General features: G+C 63.3%; 13 protein-coding genes and 2 pseudogenes. 10 read left to right on the forward strand and 5 right to left on the reverse strand.

Annotated features, from left to right (window positions below; genetic code table 11):
* Window positions 1–53 precede the first annotated feature (53 nt).
* The 8 genes from BIGA_RS08650 (at window position 54) to BIGA_RS08685 (ending at window position 9231) form a co-directional block, all read left to right on the forward strand.
* Window positions 54–938: a lysophospholipid acyltransferase family protein gene (locus BIGA_RS08650; protein ID WP_033507857.1), complete on the forward strand. Its 885-nt coding sequence runs from the start codon at window positions 54–56 to the stop codon at window positions 936–938.
* A gap of 178 nt (window positions 939–1116) precedes the next feature.
* Window positions 1117–2112 (forward strand): NAD(P)H-dependent glycerol-3-phosphate dehydrogenase, encoded by a 996-nt coding sequence (locus tag BIGA_RS08655; protein ID WP_033507856.1) that lies wholly within the window; start codon window positions 1117–1119, stop codon window positions 2110–2112.
* Between the two features lie 218 nt (window positions 2113–2330).
* Complete coding sequence (locus tag BIGA_RS08660) at window positions 2331–3461, forward strand: D-alanine--D-alanine ligase family protein (protein ID WP_033507864.1); 1131 nt, start codon at window positions 2331–2333, stop codon at window positions 3459–3461.
* Between the two features lie 423 nt (window positions 3462–3884).
* Window positions 3885–5042: an ABC transporter substrate-binding protein gene (locus tag BIGA_RS08665; RefSeq protein WP_033507855.1), complete on the forward strand. Its 1158-nt coding sequence runs from the start codon at window positions 3885–3887 to the stop codon at window positions 5040–5042.
* Window positions 5043–5076: 34 nt separating this feature from the next.
* Window positions 5077–5997: an ABC transporter permease gene (locus BIGA_RS08670; RefSeq protein WP_033507854.1), complete on the forward strand. Its 921-nt coding sequence runs from the start codon at window positions 5077–5079 to the stop codon at window positions 5995–5997.
* Window positions 5988–6866, forward strand: a complete 879-nt coding sequence (locus tag BIGA_RS08675) for an ABC transporter permease (RefSeq protein WP_033507853.1) — start codon at window positions 5988–5990, stop codon at window positions 6864–6866. Before BIGA_RS08670 ends, BIGA_RS08675 begins: the two co-directional genes overlap by 10 nt.
* Before the next feature lie 2 nt (window positions 6867–6868).
* Window positions 6869–8071 carry an ABC transporter ATP-binding protein gene (locus BIGA_RS08680; RefSeq protein WP_033507852.1) on the forward strand — a complete coding sequence of 401 codons (1203 nt, stop codon included), beginning with the start codon at window positions 6869–6871 and terminating at the stop codon, window positions 8069–8071.
* Between the two features lie 173 nt (window positions 8072–8244).
* Window positions 8245–9231: a CPBP family intramembrane glutamic endopeptidase gene (locus BIGA_RS08685; RefSeq protein ID WP_051917212.1), complete on the forward strand. Its 987-nt coding sequence runs from the start codon at window positions 8245–8247 to the stop codon at window positions 9229–9231.
* A 7-nt stretch (window positions 9232–9238) separates the two neighbouring features.
* On the opposite strand, the gene BIGA_RS08690 is transcribed toward BIGA_RS08685, so the two are convergent.
* The 3 genes and pseudogenes from BIGA_RS08690 to BIGA_RS08700 all read right to left on the reverse strand — a co-directional run bounded on the left by BIGA_RS08690 (window position 9239) and on the right by BIGA_RS08700 (window position 11625).
* On the reverse strand, window positions 9239–10024 hold the full coding sequence (locus BIGA_RS08690) for a mechanosensitive ion channel family protein (protein ID WP_033507850.1): 786 nt from the start codon (window positions 10022–10024) through the stop codon (window positions 9239–9241).
* A 338-nt stretch (window positions 10025–10362) separates the two neighbouring features.
* The gene (locus BIGA_RS08695; protein WP_033507849.1) at window positions 10363–10803 is read right to left on the reverse strand and encodes a hypothetical protein; all 441 of its coding nucleotides are present in this window, start codon (window positions 10801–10803) and stop codon (window positions 10363–10365) included.
* A 126-nt stretch (window positions 10804–10929) separates the two neighbouring features.
* A pseudogene (locus BIGA_RS08700) lies at window positions 10930–11625 on the reverse strand (transposase).
* 393 nt (window positions 11626–12018) lie between these two features.
* Between BIGA_RS08700 and BIGA_RS09645 the strand changes: the two are divergent.
* Window positions 12019–12618, forward strand: a pseudogene (locus BIGA_RS09645) (transposase); the annotation flags it as partial.
* A gap of 322 nt (window positions 12619–12940) precedes the next feature.
* Window positions 12941–14236 (forward strand): integrase catalytic domain-containing protein, encoded by a 1296-nt coding sequence (locus tag BIGA_RS08710; protein WP_193345859.1) that lies wholly within the window; start codon window positions 12941–12943, stop codon window positions 14234–14236.
* A gap of 31 nt (window positions 14237–14267) precedes the next feature.
* On the opposite strand, the gene BIGA_RS09960 is transcribed toward BIGA_RS08710, so the two are convergent.
* Both BIGA_RS09960 and BIGA_RS08715 read right to left on the reverse strand, forming a co-directional pair.
* The gene (locus BIGA_RS09960; RefSeq protein ID WP_152596059.1) at window positions 14268–14504 is read right to left on the reverse strand and encodes a hypothetical protein; all 237 of its coding nucleotides are present in this window, start codon (window positions 14502–14504) and stop codon (window positions 14268–14270) included.
* Window positions 14505–14511: 7 nt separating this feature from the next.
* On the reverse strand, window positions 14512–16191 hold the full coding sequence (locus BIGA_RS08715; protein WP_033507949.1) for a glycoside hydrolase family 25 protein: 1680 nt from the start codon (window positions 16189–16191) through the stop codon (window positions 14512–14514).
* Between the last annotated feature and the right edge of the window lie 213 nt (window positions 16192–16404).

Raw genomic sequence — 16404 nt, forward strand, 5'->3', positions numbered from 1 at the left:
ACAAACGGTGCGTGCCGTAACCGAAGTTCGGGGGAGTGCGGCACAATGGAACCATGGCATCGAAAGGAAAACCCTCCCCGCGTTCAGCCGTCAAGCCGCTCAGCGATGAGCAGGTCGCACGCCTCGACGCAAAGCATCACCTCGTGGACCCAACCCGCTACTATCCGACCGGTCCGCGCACGCCCAACACCGCCGAAATCAACGCACAGAACCCCAAGGCCACCGAGCGTCTGCTCGAAGGCGTCTCTAAGGTGCTGCGCAACCGCAGCAAGGTGCGCGCCTGGGGTCTGGAGCGCGTCCCCGAAACCGGCACGTTTATCACCGCCGCCTCGCACGTGACCATGTATGACGTGTTCGTGCCGATGATGAGCCTGTTCCACATGGGCCGTCGCCCCCGCTATATGGCCAAGGCCGAAATGGCCAAGTGGCCCCTGATCGGCAGATGGTTCCAGCTCGTCGGCATGCAGCCGGTGCCGCGCCGCAGCGGTCAGGCCAAGGCCATCGAGGAGGAGTCGATCAAGATCATCACCTCCGGCCGGCCGCTGACCATCTGGCCGGAAGGCACCGTGACCCGCGACCCGAAGAAATGGGTCATGAGCCTCAAGCCCGGCATCGGCTACATCGCGCTCGAATCCTCCCGTCGGCTGGGCCGGCAGGTGCCGATCTTCTGCGCCGTCACCTGGGGCGCCGCCAGCATCAACCAATGGTGGCCGTGGCCGCGCAAGAACGTGGTCATGTGCTACGACGGGCAGCTCGACTACGCCGACCTGCTCGCCGACATGGACTCCTGGGGCGAGGAGCCGCCCGCCGACAAGGTGTCGGAGCTCACGATGCGCGTCTTCCGCCGCATGAACGAGGTCATGGAAGAGATCCGCGGCGAACGTATGCCCGCCGAAGGATACTGGGATTACCGCAACATGCGCCGCCAGGCGTGGTGAGCCGGATGTGCGGCGTGCGCGGGCACCGGCTCGCTCGCGCACGTGTCGGTGGCGGCGCACATGCGGACAACCTGGTGCGGCGCCCGTTCGTCGGGCGGCGGGAGTCCCGTGCATACCTGCAGGTAGGATGACCGCAGACCTTGAGACATAGTGGACCGATCGGCAAAGGAGCGGAACGATGAAGATCACGGTACTGGGCGCAGGCGCGTGGGGCACGGCATTCGGTCAGGTGCTGGCCGATGCGGGCAACGACGTGACGATGTGGGCCATCGAACCCGAAATCGTCGAAGGCATCCGCGACCGCCACCGCAACGCCGTCCGCCTGCCCAGCGTCGAACGTCTCCCCGAGAACATGACCGCCACCGGCGATCGCGCCGAGGCCGTCAGGGGAGCGGAGATCATCATCGTCTCCATTGCCGCGCAGGCCGCCCGCGTCGCGCTCGAACCGTTCCGCGACCTGATCCCCGGCGACGCCATCGTCGTCTCCCTGATGAAGGGCATCGAACGCGCCACCGGCAAACGGATGGACGAGGTCGTCACCGAGACCCTCGGCCTGCCGGAGGACCGGTTCGCCGCCATCTCCGGACCGAATCTGAGCAAGGAGATCGCCGCGCGCGAGCCGGCCGCCACCGTCGTCGCCTGCACGAACATCGACAATGCGCGCCGTGTGGCCCATGCCTGCACCACGCATTATTTCAAGGCGTTCGTCACCACCGACGTCATCGGATTGGAGATGTGCGGATCGCTGAAGAACGTGATCGCGCTCGCCGTCGGCATGGCGCGTGGCGCAGGCTATGGCGAGAACACCGCCGCGATGATCGAGACGCGCGGCCTGTCCGAGATGACCGCGCTGGGCAAGGCGGCCGGCGCCGACCCCAAGACGTTCTGCGGGCTCGCGGGCGTGGGCGATCTGATCGCCACCTGCGGGTCGCCGTTGAGCCGCAACTACACGTTCGGCGCGAACCTGGGCAAGGGGCTGAGCGTGGAGGAGGCGACGCGCGTGAGCAACGGCGTGGCCGAAGGCGTGCCGACCACCGACGCCGTGGTGGCGTTGGGCAGGAAGCTTGGCGTGCCGACGCCGCTGGCCACCGCGATGAGCCATGTGCTGGATCGCGGCATCAGCTGCAGTGAGATGCTGGCCGAACTGTTCGGCCCCGATATCACCGAGGAGTGAGCGAACGGAGCCATTTCGCTGGGCTGGCGTTTGCAATCAGACGGGAGCAGCAAGACCCTTTTATCGCGGGTTTGTGAAGCTACTGCGTCAAATGGTCCATGCACACATGCGGAAGCGCCGACGTAGAGCACGGCTGCGGGTAGGCTGGTACCCGGTTATCTGATCGAATCGGTCGACTGATCGGCCGAATGAAACACGAGACAAAGGACATGGGCAGCATGGCTAAGAAGCGCATCGTGGTGTTGTACGGCGGCAAGGCGGATGAGCATCCGATCTCCTGCATCTCGACCGCCGGCGTCCTGAAGGCGATGGACACCGAGCGTTTCGAGCCGATTCCGGTCGGCATCACCAAGTCCGGCCAGTGGATCGTCAACGGCGAGGACCCGCGCGGCTGGGACCTGAGCGGCGACGCGCTGCCCGAGGTCAAGGTCACCCCACAATCGCGTCCGGTGCTGCTGGACGTGAGCCGTGGCTGCGACGGGTTCCTGGTCGGCGGCGACACCGTCGAATCCCTCGGCCACATCGATGCGGTGCTGCCGGTGCTGCACGGCCCGTACGGCGAGGACGGCACCATTCAGGGTCTGCTTGAGATGATGAACGTGCCGTACGTCGGCTGCGGCGTGCTTGCCTCGGCCTCGTGCATGGACAAGCATTACACCAAGGTGCTGCTGAACGCCGCCGGCATCGCCACGGCGCCGGGCATCACGCTGGATGCGCGTTCCTTTGACGCCTCGGACGGGTTCGCCTCCGACGCCGCGGCCATCATGGCCGAGGTCGAGGCCGCCGGCCTGCGCTACCCGCTGTTCGTCAAGCCGTCGCGTGCCGGTTCCAGCTTCGGCGTGACCAAGGTGGAGCGCGAGGGCGATGCGGCCGAACTGGCCGCCGCCGTGTTCGAGGCCTCCCACCATGACTGGCGCGTGCTGATCGAGCAGGGCATCGACGCGCGCGAGATCGAATGCGCGGTATTGTGCGCCAAGCCGGGCGACGAGCCGAAGGCCAGCTGGCCGGGTGAGATCGTGCTCGACCGTCGCGAGGACGGCGGCGACCAGTTCTACGACTTCGACAGCAAGTACATGGACTCCTCCGCCTCGCATGTGGAGGTGCCCGCGAACCTGCCGGAGGAGACGCTGCAGCGCGTGCGCGAGACCGCGATCAAGGCGTTCAAGGCCGTGGACGGCATGGGCCTGAGCCGCGTGGATTCGTTCGTGACCGCCGACGGCGCCATCATGATTAACGAGATCAACACGATGCCCGGCTTCACCCCGATCTCCATGTACCCCAAGGCATGGGAGGCCACCGGCCTCAGCTACACCGATCTGATCACCACCCTGATCGAGGGCGTGCTCTGAACTCAGTAGGGGATTATTGCCTTCAGTTGGAAACTTTTCGGGTTTCCAACTGGAGGCAAAGCCATATTTGGCGGTATTCGACGGCGATGATGGCGGATAGGTTTCCAACTGAAGATGACAATCCCCAACTGAATGTGTTGCCCGCAGCCTGACATGAGGTGAGTTCCCACCACCTTTTCTGCAAGGCTGTTGTTCAACCGTTGACTTATGCGCTTAATTGGGGTAGTTTCCGCCATCTTTTCAACAGTTGACCTATGGAGCCGGCGTGTTACCGAAAGTTCAGCGACCGGTCTCCATAATCCGTTGGGGGTTCACGAGACGGCCAACCTGACGTTAACTTGGCCACCTACGCTCCTGAATCGTGAACGGCCGGCAAGCCACTCATCGTTGCCGGGCCGAATGTCACTGAGGAAAGGAACGTAGATGAATTCCCTGCGTAAGATCGCGGCCGGCGCACTTGCCGCCGCTATGCTGATGTCCGTGGCCGCCTGCGGTTCCGCCAACGCGGCCGGCGGCGACAATGCCGGCCAGGCTTCCGACGCCAACGAGGAGTGGGCCGCCGCCACCTCCGTGGCCGACTTCGGCTCCTTCGAGGACCTCGAGGCCGCCGCCAAGGAAGAGGGCGCGCTGAACGTCATCGCGCTGCCGCACGACTGGTCCAACTGGGGCGAGGTCATCGAGACCTTCAAGGAGAAGTATCCGGAGATCGAAGTCACCGAGCTCAACCCGAACGCCTCCTCCAAGGAGGAGATCGATGCCGCCAAGACCAACGCCGGCACCGACGCCGCCCCGGATGTGTTCGACACCGGTCTGGCCGTGGCCTCCACCAACACCGATTACTTCGCACCCTACAAGGTGCAGGCCTGGGACAAGATTCCGGATGAGCTCAAGGATCCGGACGGCCTGTACTACGGCGACTATACCGGCATTATGTCCGTTGGCTGGAACAAGGACAAGTACGGTGAGATCGAATCGATTGACGACCTGCTCGACCCGAAGTTCGCTGGCACTGTGGCTCTGAACGGCAAGCCTGCCGAGGCTGGTGCCGCGTTCAACGGATTCGTGATGGTCAACGCGCTCAAGGGCGGCGACCTGAACAACCTGCAGCCCGGCCTGGACTTCTTCAAGGAGCTCAAGGACGCCGGCAACCTGACCCAGGTGGACGTGACCAACGGCACCATCGACTCCGGCCAGACCGGTGTGGTTTTTGACTGGACCTACAACCAGGCCTCCTATGAGGCCAGCCTGGAGAGCAAGGGCGTGGACTGGGAGTACATGACCTTCCCCGAAGCCCAGGTGGTGAGCTACTACAACCAGTCCATCAACAAGGACGCCCCGCACCCGGCGGCCGCCCGCCTGTGGATGGAGTACCTGTACAGCCCGGAGGCCCAGAACCTGTGGCTCAAGGGCGGCTCCAACCCGATCCTGCTGCAGTCGATGATCGACGAGGGCACCGTGGACCAGGATATCCTGGCTGACGCGGACGTGCTCGAGGGCGATTCCCTGAGCTACACCAACGAGGACTCCACCCGCATCACCGAGTGGCTGCAGGAGAACTGGGACGCGACGATCGGTAACTGATCCGACCGGTCGGCAAGGAAAGTGCACCATTCCCATGTCTGTAGCACTCGCACAGGGACGGCCTGCCGGTAAGACGGCGGGCCCGTCCGCTACCTCCTTCGTCGCCGCGCACCGCAAGGAACTCGGCACCGTCGGCGTCACGGTTCCGTTCTTCGCGTACACGACCTGCTTCCTGCTGGTGCCCACGATCATCGTGGTTGTCGGCGCGTTCACCGGTGCCGACGGCGGCTTCACGCTCGCCAACTTCGCCCGACTCGCCGAGCCGAACACCATCGCCAGCTTCGGCACGTCGATTACGGTGTCGATCATCTCCGCAGTAATCGGCTCGGTCGTCGGCGCGCTTGCCTCCTATTCGCTGGTCATCGGCGCCAAACCGGACGGCTTGCTGCGTCGCATGGTTTCCGCCATCTCGTCGGTGCTCGCGCAGTTCGGCGGCGTCATGCTCGCGTTCGCGTTCATCGCCACCATCGGCATCAACGGCGTGGGCACGATGCTGCTGCAGCAGCTGTTCGGCGTGACCGTGGACCCGAACTGGCTGTCCTCGCTGTCGGGCCTGATCGTGATCTACAGCTATTTCCAGATTCCGCTGATGATCATCGTCTTCCTGCCCGCGGTCGATTCGATCCGCACGGAGTGGCGCGAGGCCACCGAAAGCCTGGGCGGCAACACCTTCCAGTATTGGACGCGCGTGGCCTGCCCGATTCTGGCGCCGCGCTTCATCTCCGCGTTCCTGCTGCTGTTCGCCAACGCGTTCTCCGCGTATGCCACCGCCGCGGCCCTGTTCTCCCAGCGGGCGATTCTCGTGCCGCTGATGATCCAGGGGGCGATGCGCAACGAGATGGATCCGAACCAGCAGGGTTTTGCACAGGTGCTCGCGTTCGCGATGGTCGTGGTCGTCGCGATCGTGATGCTGCTCAGCCACATCATCGAAAAGAGGGCCGGACGATGGCAGTGAATCCCGAAACCGCGCACAGGACCGTGGGCGCCGCGAACCCGCCGCAGCTGCGCGCCATCCGCCTGCGCAGACAACGCATCTTCAAGGCGATCGTGCTGACGCTCACGTTGCTGTTCCTGTTCATCCCGTTGGCGTCGATGCTGCTGTTCACGGTGCGGCATCCGTTGTCCGGACAGTGGAGTCTGGCCCCGTGGCAGGCGATTTTCACCGGCAACGGCGAGTCGCTGGGCGCGGATCTGACCGTGCTGTGGGAGGGACTCGGCTCCTCGCTGCTGCTGTGCGTGGTCACGGTGGTGATCATGCTGGTGCTCATGGTGCCGACGATGGTGATCGTGCACATCCGCTCCCGCCGGTTGGAGCGTGCGATCGAGTGGGTGGCCACGCTGCCGCTGACGATTCCCGCGATCGTGCTGGTGGTGGGTCTGGGACCGATCTACCGATGGCTGTCCGCCGACGTGTTCAGCACCGACCCCGTGTGGTTGTGCTTCGCCTACGTGGTGCTGGTCATGCCGTTCGCGTTCCGATCGATTGCGGTAGGGCTGAACTCCATCGATGTGAAGACCCTGGTGGAGGCTTCGCGTTCGCTGGGCGCCTCCTGGCCGCGCGTGTTCTTCCGCGTGATCATTCCGAACCTGTGGCAGTCGATTCTGTCCGCCTCGTTCATTTCCATCGCCGTAGTGCTCGGCGAGTACACGGTCGCTTCATTGCTCGGCCGTATGAACCTGCAGGTCGCGCTCTACCAGCTCGGCCAGTCGAATTCACAGGTCTCCACTGCCATGTCGCTGCTCGCGTTGATGTTCGGCGTGATACTGCTGGTGGCGCTCGACCTGATTTCCACCGCCATGCGTACATCCAAGGAAGGTAAGTAATCATGACTCTCGCCGATCAGAAGGCGGCTGTTGCCGAAGCATCGGAATCGTTCATCGACAACGAACTGGGCGCCACCGTGACCGAGGCCGCCCAGGCGGTTCTCGAAGACTCCACCGAACGCGGCGGCGGCATCCGCATGCAGCATGTGGACAAGATCTATCCGGGAGCCGCCAGCAAGGCGCTCGACGACTTCAATCTGGACATCAAACCCGGTGAGATGGTGGTGCTGCTCGGTGGCTCCGGCTGCGGCAAGTCCACTGCATTGCGCGCGCTCGCCGGACTTGAGGACATCCAAGCCGGACGTATCCTCGTCGGAGGTCAGGACGTCACCGCCACACCGGTGAACAAGCGCAACATGGCCATGGTGTCCCAAGCCTATTCGCTGTTCCCCCATATGACCGCGCTGCAGAACGTGGAATTCGGTCTGGAGGTGCGTGGCATGAAGAAGGCGGAACGCCGTCGGATTGCCATGGAGAAGCTGGAGCTGGTGGGCCTGACCGATCAGGCCGGCAAGTACACCCAGCAGATGTCCGGCGGTCAGCAACAGCGCGTGGCGTTGGCCCGTGCGCTGGCCATCTCGCCGCGCGTGTTGCTGCTTGATGAGCCGCTGTCCGCGCTGGATGCCAAGGTTCGTGTGCAGCTGCGCGACGAGATTCGCCGCATCCAGCTGGAAACCGGCACCACCACTGTGTTCGTGACCCACGATCAGGAGGAGGCGCTCGCCGTGGCCGATCGCATCGGCGTCATGAACCACGGGCGCATCGAGCAGATCGCCGCTCCGCAGGACCTCTACCAGCGTCCCGCCACCGAATATGTGGCCACGTTCATCGGCTTGACCAATCGCCTGCCCGGCGGCTCCAACGGTTCCGAGGCTGTGGTGTTCGGCCAGCGCGTGCCGCTGCTGGAGGGTTCCAAGCAAGGTCCGCTGGTTGCTGTGCTGGTTCGCCCGGAGGCGCTGACGCTGACTCCGGCCGAGACGAACACCTCCAATGTGGGCGAGCACGCGCGCGTGGAGACCATCCACTTCCTGGGTGCGTTGGTCCGTGTGGACACGGTGATCAGCTCCGGGGAATGGCAACGGTGGAACGGCGGAGAACAGCTGCGCGTGACCGTGCAGCTGCCGGCCAGCGAGCTGCCGGCCGGTCTGGCGATCGGCTCCGATGTGGTGGTGGCGCCCAGGGCCGTGCCCGCGTTGGCGGTGTGAGGATTGTCGGGGCGGCCGGCTCGGATGGCTCGCCGCCCCGACAACTGTTGACTTGTGCGCTTAACGGGGCTGGTTTCTGCGGGTTTTTCAACAGTTGGCCTGGCTGGATCGGCCGGTTAAGGGGTGTGGGCTAGACTGGGGCTCAATCGGACCGTTTAGGGAAAGGAACGGCAATGGATTGGCTGACTCAGGCGCGTTGGCGGTTCGGCCGCATCGGTGCCGGCGCATGCGTGATGCTGGCCGTGTGGGTGGCGCTGAACATGGCGCTGTCCATGATGCTGGTGCAGGCGATGGGGCAGAACGCCGTGAACGCGCCGATATGGCTGCAGTTCCTCATCTCCAGCGGTCCGCTGTACCTGATCGCCATGCCAATGGGTCTGATGCTGATGAAGGCGGTGCCCGAGCTGCCGACTCGCAGGTTCCCGATGACTCCCGGCCGGTTCTTCACGCTGCTGCTCATGTGCCTGCCGATCATGTATGGCGGCAACATCATCGGCAACCTGCTGTCGATGGCTCTCTCCGGAGGCACGGCCCAGAACGCGATCGCGAATCTGGCCATGGCCAATGACCCGGCGATGATCGTCTTCGGCGTCATCCTGGGGCCGATCTTCGAGGAGTGGATGTTCCGCAAGCAGATCATCAGCCGCACCCGCCGGTATGGCGAGAAGCTGTCGATTCTGCTGTCCGCCCTGATGTTCGCGCTGTTCCATCTGAATCTGTTCCAGTTCTTCTACGCGTTCGGACTGGGGCTCATGTTCGGCTATGTGTACATGCGTACGAGCCAACTGCGGTATTCGATTGTGATGCACATGATCGTCAACTTCAACGGTTCGGTGCTGGCTCCATGGGTGCTTTCGCAGGTGGACCTGGAGGCGCTCGCCACCACGGACACCACCGATCCGGCTGCGGCCCAGGCGCTGCTGGCGCAGAACGGCGCCGGCATGATGCTGGTGTCCGGGTATGGGCTGTTGCTGATCGCCCTGTCGATTGCGGGCGTGGTGCTGCTGATCACCAAGCGCCGCACGTTCGAGTTCTATACCACGCCCGAACAGCTGCCGAAGGGCCTGGGCGGGCAGACCGCATTCGGCAACCCGGGCATGGTGATTTACATCGCCATGTGTGCCGCGCTGACCGCCCTGTCGATGTACGGCCTATTCTGACCGGCTACTACTCCGCGGCGATCGGACCGGCGGCGGCGTGTTGTTCGATGAAGTCGGCGCCGGCCAGCGCCCGCGCCGCGGCGTCGGCCGCAGTGGAGGGGAACACGTCGAACCGCGCGTACACCTGCACCTCCGCGGTGATGCCGTACGGCGTGAACCCGGTGAACTTGACCAGCGTCGGTACGTTCTCCAGCCGCATGCCCTCGGTCGCCTTGTTGACCACGTCCAGCGCCCGCCGCTCGACCTGCTTCAGGTCGCTGCCGGCGGCCACCGTGAACGGCACCGGCACATAGCCTTCGGATGCCTGTGTGAGCTTCTCCAAGGACGACGTGTTGAGCACCGAGTTGGGGATGACCATCTGATTGCCGCCGCGTTCGAGGATGACGGTCTGCCGCCAGGTGATGTCCTTGACCACGCCGGTGGTGCCTTGGATGCGCACCAGGTCGCCGGGTTGGATCACCTTGCCGAGCATGAGCCCGAACCCGCTGATGATGTTCGCGATCGTATCCTGCATGCCGAGGGAGATCGCGACGCCGCCGACGCCGAGCGCCGCCAAGATGGTGGTGGGGTTGACGCCGAACACCGGCTGCAGCACGATGGTGATTGCCGCCGCCCAGATGATCACGCGCAGGATGTTGGCGAAGATCGACGCATTCGGTATGCTGGCCCGGCCCAGTACCTCGTTGGTCACACGGACCACGACCTTGGTGGCTATCATGGCGATCGCCATCACGATAACCAGCAGGATGACCTTGCCCGCATGCTGCTGCAGCCAGTCCGTGATCACATCCATCGCACGCCCCATTCCTGTTATGCGCTCGGCGTCTATCGCCGCCAGCCGGCTCGTCTGGTTCCATCCTACCGACTGTGGCTGGAAGGATACGGCATGCGCGGGTTGCCGGCGGAAGCGCCGGTCCTGCTTCGATGCGGAGATATCGGGATCCATCCGGAGGCATTGCGTTCATGTGCATGCATCAATGAACGCTGTGAGAAAAAAAAGATGTCGATATTTGCGGGGATAAAAGGTGCATCCGAACGGGTTCGGATGCACCTTAACGTTTGGTGTATTGCTTGGGGTGCCGCGGGAACCCGTCGTGCGCTGTGCGGCAGATTCCCGCGGCGCATCCCCACTCACTCCGCGTCTGCCGCCTTCTTGCGGCCGCGCTTCTTCATCGTGCCGGCCTTGGCGTCGGCCACGGCGAAAATGATGGCATTGTCGTCGGGCTGGCCGACACCGGGGATGGAGCGGTAGTCGATCTCGTCCTCGGAGGGGTTGTGCAGTTCGAAGAACGCGGTCACGGCCGCCACCACGGCCGGTGCCTTGACGCTGATGGACGTGGTCTGCTTGTCCGCGGGCTTGCTGAACTTCACCGCGTTCTCATCCTTGTCGGCGCACGCCTGGATGGCGATCTGCTTGGCCGATTCGTTGACGAGCACGTGCACGTATGCCGGATAACCCAGTTCCGCGGCCGTGGCCTTGTTGAACCGCACCACGGAATCCGTGACCGTCATCACGGATTTGCTGACCGGTGCCGCAAGAGAAATTTCCTGAAATCCTTGAAGTGATGTCATCTGTTCATACCTCCGTTATGTACCCAATTTTCATGAGGTTGGTTGCAGTATATACTGAAATATCGGTACTTTTCAGCATAAAATGTTTTATGTCTAAGTGTCAATTCCTTTATATATTCATTTGAATCAATTCATTAATTCGTTTGGGTTGTGCCCAATGTCTTGCGCGAATGTGGTCGACCCGTCGTCGGACGTGATCTCGGTGCGTTGATTGCATGGTGCCGTCGAGCCGGGACACGTCCAGGTAACGGTGTGTGCTCCACTGGCTGGCGGTGACGTAGCGGATGTGCGCGTATATGAGCATAAGCGCGCTCCTGCCGTCGGGAAGCTGCCGACGACGCGTGTCTTCTTGCGGATCTCGCGGTTGAGCCGTTCGATCATGTTGTTGGTGCGGATCCGCCGCTGGTGCTCGACAGGGTATTCGTCGAGCAGATAGGTGGTTGACTCGCCTATGCCCTCCCTCAGGCATGAGGCCGTGGCCTTCAGGCCTTTGGAGTCCATCTCCGCGGCCACGCTTTCGGCCTTGTCGAGAGCGTGGCCGCGGTTTTCCATGGCGAACATGGCCTTCAGAATGAAGGTGGTCCACTTCGTATGTTTGCGGCTGACCTTGGAGAGCACGTTGCGCATGAATGCACCATGCACCGCTGGTAGCGCGCCCCGGCGGCATCGCGCTGATCGTGGAGATGAGCTCGGCGCACCGGTCGCCGATCACCAGGCGTACGCCCCTGCGATCATCGAGCGGATGAACTGCTCCCAGCTGCTCCGGTTCTCCTTCATGCCCTCCACGACGCCGATGACCTTGCGGTGACCGGTGTCGTCCACGCCGACCGCGACTAGGATGCTGATGTTCTCGGCCGACCCCTAGGTGCGCTTGTGCCACATACCGTCCGCGAACAGGTACGGGTAGGCGTGCTCCGACAGCGGCTGGCCGCGCCATTCGTTGATCTGCGCGCACACGCACTTTATTCAAAATAACGGAAAAACGGAAGCTTACTGGCTCTTCCGGTTTTCGTGTGTGGCGGGTGTGGGAGAGCCATGGGGCATCATGGTTGTTTGTGCAGAAGATAACCGAAAACGATGTCCCACGGCCTGCGCCCGAGTTTAGCAGGTTCGACGGGAACGTGTTGTTGGGCGCGGGTTCTAGATAGAAGTGCAACACCTGTCTAGGGTTGGAGGTGTTCAAGTTCTGACCGTAGAAGCGCGTTCGCCGGCTACAAGCGCGCCGTCAGGAGGACCGTCCCCCACGCGGTTGAAGTCCTCGACCCGTTCCACGTCGTCAGGCTCGCCGGCGACAACCAATGTAGGCAGCACCTCCAGCGGGAGGCCGCCGGACGGCGCGGCACGACACGCAATCCGCTCTACCGTGCCCGGCGCACGCTGCTGAAGACCCGTGGCACGCTCACCGACCGGCAGCGCGCCACGGTCGCCCGGCTGTTCGCGGACCCGGCGAACCGGCCGCTGGAGGTCATGTGGGGAGCCTACCAGAAGATCATCAAATGCTACGCGGAACCCGACCGGCGCAGGGTGCGCGGCATGATGCACGAGCCCGTCGACGACGTCAACGCCGGGCCCACCAACGCGCCAAGGGAGCCGGGGACCCTGGACCGCACGCTCGGACGCCGCCTGCCGGACGTCCCGGCCTACTTCGACCACGCCCATTCCAGCAACGGACCCACCGAGGCCGTCAACGGCAGGCTCGAACACCTGCGAGGCATCGCCCTCGGCTTCACCAACCTGAACAACCACATCACCAGAAGCCTCCTGCACACCGGAGGATTCAGGCAAACCGTACAAAACCAGATCAATCGACTATAAACCTCACCACACACGGAAACCGGAAAACGTTACCGGCGCCGCTTGACGTGAATATGTTTGCGGGCTTTGCCAGTCCGAAGACTGGCAAAGCCCGCAAACATCGCGATGTCCCGAAGTGAGGCGATATATACTATTTTAGGTGCACAACGTGCATGAAACAAGATTCCACACCCATTGCATATTATAGTCCATACTTGGCCATGCTGTAAAGCCCGACGTGCCTCACGTTTTTTGAGCGCGAATTGCGTAGTGGTGCCTCAGTAAAAGTGAGCGCGAAACCGGGTTGGTTTGTTTGGCTGGTCTTATGGAAGACGGGATCAGCATGGCGGCGAAGAGGCAGGTTACCCTCAGGTTCAGGGACGAGTACGTGAGGGCGTCGAAGAAGCAGAAGGGCGTCATCCTGGACAGGATGTGCGAATCGCTCGGAATCGGCAGGAGCACCGCGAGGCGCCTGCTCGCCCAGGCCGGACGGCGAACACATAACGAGGCGGTCCCCGCGGAGCGTCCGAGGCGGTATTCGGACCGCTCGAGGGAGCTGCTGCGCGAGGTGTGGATGTTGATGGACATGCCGTGCGGCAAGTATCTGAAGGCGATGCTGCCCCAGTGGCTGCCCGTGCTGCGCGCGTGCGGGGAGCTCGACGCGTACGACGGGTCCACGTTCGACGAGCTCATGACGATGAGCGCGGCCACGGTCGACCGGTACCTCAGACCCGTGCGCGACACGGCGCGTCCCAAGGGGATCGCGACCACGCGGCCGGCCGGCGAGCTGCTACGCAACTCGATCACCATCAGGAAGGCGGGCGACGAGCTCGACGGGCTGCCGGGCAACGTGGAGGCCGACACCGTCGCCCACTGCGGGCCCAGCGCACGCGGCGAGTTCTGCCGTACCCTGACCGTGGTCGATTTCGCGACCGGGTGGACCGAGAACGCGTCGGCGAGGAACAACGCGTACCGCAACCTCTCCCGGGCCGAGGCCATGATCGAGGAGCGCCTGCCGTTCGCGATCCGCTCCTACGACAACGACAACGGAAGCGAGTTCATCAACGCGGAGTTCATCGCCCACCTGCAGGCCCTCGACGTCGAACAGACCAGGAGCCGGCCCTACCGCAAGAACGACCAGGCCACCGTCGAGTCCCGCAACAACCACATCGTCCGCAGGCACGCGTTCTACTACCGGTACACCGTCGAGGAGCTCGACCTGCTCAACGAGCTCTGGGAGCTCGTGAGGATCAAGGCCAACCTGTTCACCCCCTCCAAGAAGCCCGTGGGACGCTCCAGCACCCGTGACGGCAGGCCCCGCCGCGTCTACGACCGGCCCATGACCCCGTGGGAGAGGCTCAAACGGTTCGACCGGGAGGACCGCGGCAACGGCGGAAGCGGGTTCATCCTGCCCGGCCGGCGCGAACAGATCGAGGAGACCATCGCCGCCACGAACCCCGCCGAACTCGTCCGCCGCATCCACGACATCCAGGACCGGCTCGAGGCGATGGCCGCGCCACGCACGCGCCGCCTCGAGAAGAGGCTCGGCCCCGACATGGCATACTTGGACAGGACACTCGCGCGAATCACGGGCGTCACACCGGAAAACCACAACGAAACACCAGCCGACACCGACTAGGATTTCGCGCTCACCCCCGGTGAGGCACCAGTCACAATTTCGCGCTCACTTTCAAATGAGGCACCTCGAGCCAGCGTGGCGCATCCATCGACGTGTCGCGGAGTCGTGCCGGATTGGTCGACGGAACAAGCTGGACTGACGGATGATAGCGCGGAATCTCGATATTCGTCGGGTCGGATTGGTTTCTCATGCATACCGGGCCGGTGTGGCTGTGGCCGAATGCCTGCGGCCGCACCGGCATTGCTGGTGGAGCGCGGTTCGTGACCACGCCGCTATCACAGCGAGTACCAAGCGATTCCCTCCTGATGCCATCCCGCAGTGCCGACCCGCTGATATTCCGCGAAGTTGGTGGTGTAGATATGCTCGCCGCTGCCGGGGTTGTACAACCGGTACACAGGCACGTTGCCATCTGCCGGAATCTGCCAGCCCACGCCTTCGTTGTTCCACCCGGCGTTGATCAGGTCTCGGCGTTCCTTGCCATCGATGGTATACATGTGGTTGCCGTCGTTCGGATTGTACAGTCGGTAGACGCTCGTGCCATCATCCCCGCTGCCTACCGCACAGAACGCGGTCCCTTCGTCGCTCCATCCTGCCGCGACCAGTTGCACGCGCTCCGCGTCGGACGTGGTGTAGTGGTGAAGTCCGCTGTTCCTGTTGTACACGCGGTACACGGCGGTGTCGTTGCAGGTGATGACGGGCGCCGGCTCCCCGTCTTGACCGGGATCTGATACCGGAGGGGTGGCCGATCCGTCGTTTCCGGGCCAGTCCTTGACGCCGAATGCGTTGAGGTCGACGTTGCCGGTGATGCCGTTCACCGTGCCGCTTGACGTGTACTGCCATCCTCTGTCGTTGGACGAGTATCCGAAGTTGGTGCGGGCGCCGTAACTGGCTACCCAGCGTGTCTTGCTGCGGATGTTGGCGGAGTTGAGCGCGCTGTTGAGATAGGAGGTGTAGGAGTACACGGACAGGTTGGTGTATCCGGCGGACTGCAGCTGCGCGTACCAGGCGTTGACGATGCCGTCGTATACGGCAGGGCTCGTGGGCGGCGTGTGCCCCGTCCAGGTCCAGTTCTCAAGGTCGTAATAGACCGGATAGCTCAGGTCGTTCGGGCTAACGCCGGCCTGCTGCAGCAGACTGACGGTGTTGGCACCTTCGGCGGAGCCGCATGCCGCGTCATAGGCGTAGGAATACACGTAGATGCCGAACGGGATGCCCAGACGCTTGCATTCGTTGATGTTGCGCACAGCGTCGGCGTCGAAGCCGTTGCCCCATCCATAGGCCAACCGGATGATGGCCCCCTCGACGCCGTCGGCCTTGGCGGCGGCCCAATCGATGGTGCCCTGCCATTCCGACACGTCCACCACGCCCTTGGCGTGCTGCGCGAACAGCGTGTCGTCGGCCTCGAAGAACGCCGGAGCGTTGCTGTAGGTACCCCAATACGCACCATATATGTTATTGTCCAGCGCGACGGTGCGGACGGTGCCTTGGGTGCCCATTGCCGCGCTGCTGCGGGCGGCGGACTGTTCTACCGTGTCACTGTCGTCGACGGCTTCTCTGACCTCCGCCGCGGAGACCGGAATGAACGATTCCCCATCGGTTTTGGCCAGCGGGTCGGCCTGCGTATCCGTGGTGCCCACCAGGTCGGGGTCGGTGATGACGGTTCCGGATTCGATGTCGCGGACGGTGCCGTCCTCGTCCATGGCCAGGTCTTCGGACACCACGGTGGCGTCATCGGCGATTTCGTCGCTGACGGAATCGGGCAGGGGTTGCGAGGGATTGTCGGGCATTGTGCCGCCCGTGGACACGATTTCCTGATCGGCAAGCGTTGCGGTTCCCCGGATGCCGACGGCATCCAGATTCGTGTCCGTCAACGCGAAGGCTGGAGTCGTCAACAACGCGAGGCTGGCGATGGCGGCGGAAAGTGAGACGCCTACCTGGTGTATCTTCAATGACATAGGTTCTCCTTGATCGTGGCCCGCGGTGCGCCGGGGCTGAAACACCACTACGCTAGCCTACGGATATTGCCACGCGTTGACGATGCCAGGTGTTTCGTGCGAAGTGTTGACATTTCGATATGGTTTTCCATATGCGCTTCTGAACATTGCGCTGAGACACGGTCGAGTTCATCTGGAAGTAACTTGACAGTAGTCCGGGGCATGGAGTAAAAA

Source organism: Bifidobacterium pullorum subsp. gallinarum, assembly GCF_000741215.1.
GTDB lineage: Bacteria > Actinomycetota > Actinomycetes > Actinomycetales > Bifidobacteriaceae > Bifidobacterium > Bifidobacterium pullorum_B.

What these genes read in the sequence shown, in the direction of transcription:
- BIGA_RS08675 (WP_033507853.1), top strand. Translation starts at nt 5,988, where the DNA reads ATGGCAGTGAATCCCGAAACCGCGCACAGGACCGTGGGCGCCGCGAAC.
- BIGA_RS08710 (WP_193345859.1), top strand. Translation starts at nt 12,941, where the DNA reads ATGGCGGCGAAGAGGCAGGTTACCCTCAGGTTCAGGGACGAGTACGTG.
- BIGA_RS08655 (WP_033507856.1), top strand. Translation starts at nt 1,117, where the DNA reads ATGAAGATCACGGTACTGGGCGCAGGCGCGTGGGGCACGGCATTCGGT.
- BIGA_RS08690 (WP_033507850.1), bottom strand. Translation starts at nt 10,024, where the DNA reads ATGGATGTGATCACGGACTGGCTGCAGCAGCATGCGGGCAAGGTCATC.
- BIGA_RS08650 (WP_033507857.1), top strand. Translation starts at nt 54, where the DNA reads ATGGCATCGAAAGGAAAACCCTCCCCGCGTTCAGCCGTCAAGCCGCTC.
- BIGA_RS08660 (WP_033507864.1), top strand. Translation starts at nt 2,331, where the DNA reads ATGGCTAAGAAGCGCATCGTGGTGTTGTACGGCGGCAAGGCGGATGAG.
- BIGA_RS08680 (WP_033507852.1), top strand. Translation starts at nt 6,869, where the DNA reads ATGACTCTCGCCGATCAGAAGGCGGCTGTTGCCGAAGCATCGGAATCG.
- BIGA_RS08715 (WP_033507949.1), bottom strand. Translation starts at nt 16,191, where the DNA reads ATGTCATTGAAGATACACCAGGTAGGCGTCTCACTTTCCGCCGCCATC.
- BIGA_RS08685 (WP_051917212.1), top strand. Translation starts at nt 8,245, where the DNA reads ATGGATTGGCTGACTCAGGCGCGTTGGCGGTTCGGCCGCATCGGTGCC.
- BIGA_RS08695 (WP_033507849.1), bottom strand. Translation starts at nt 10,803, where the DNA reads ATGACATCACTTCAAGGATTTCAGGAAATTTCTCTTGCGGCACCGGTC.
- BIGA_RS08670 (WP_033507854.1), top strand. Translation starts at nt 5,077, where the DNA reads ATGTCTGTAGCACTCGCACAGGGACGGCCTGCCGGTAAGACGGCGGGC.
- BIGA_RS08665 (WP_033507855.1), top strand. Translation starts at nt 3,885, where the DNA reads ATGAATTCCCTGCGTAAGATCGCGGCCGGCGCACTTGCCGCCGCTATG.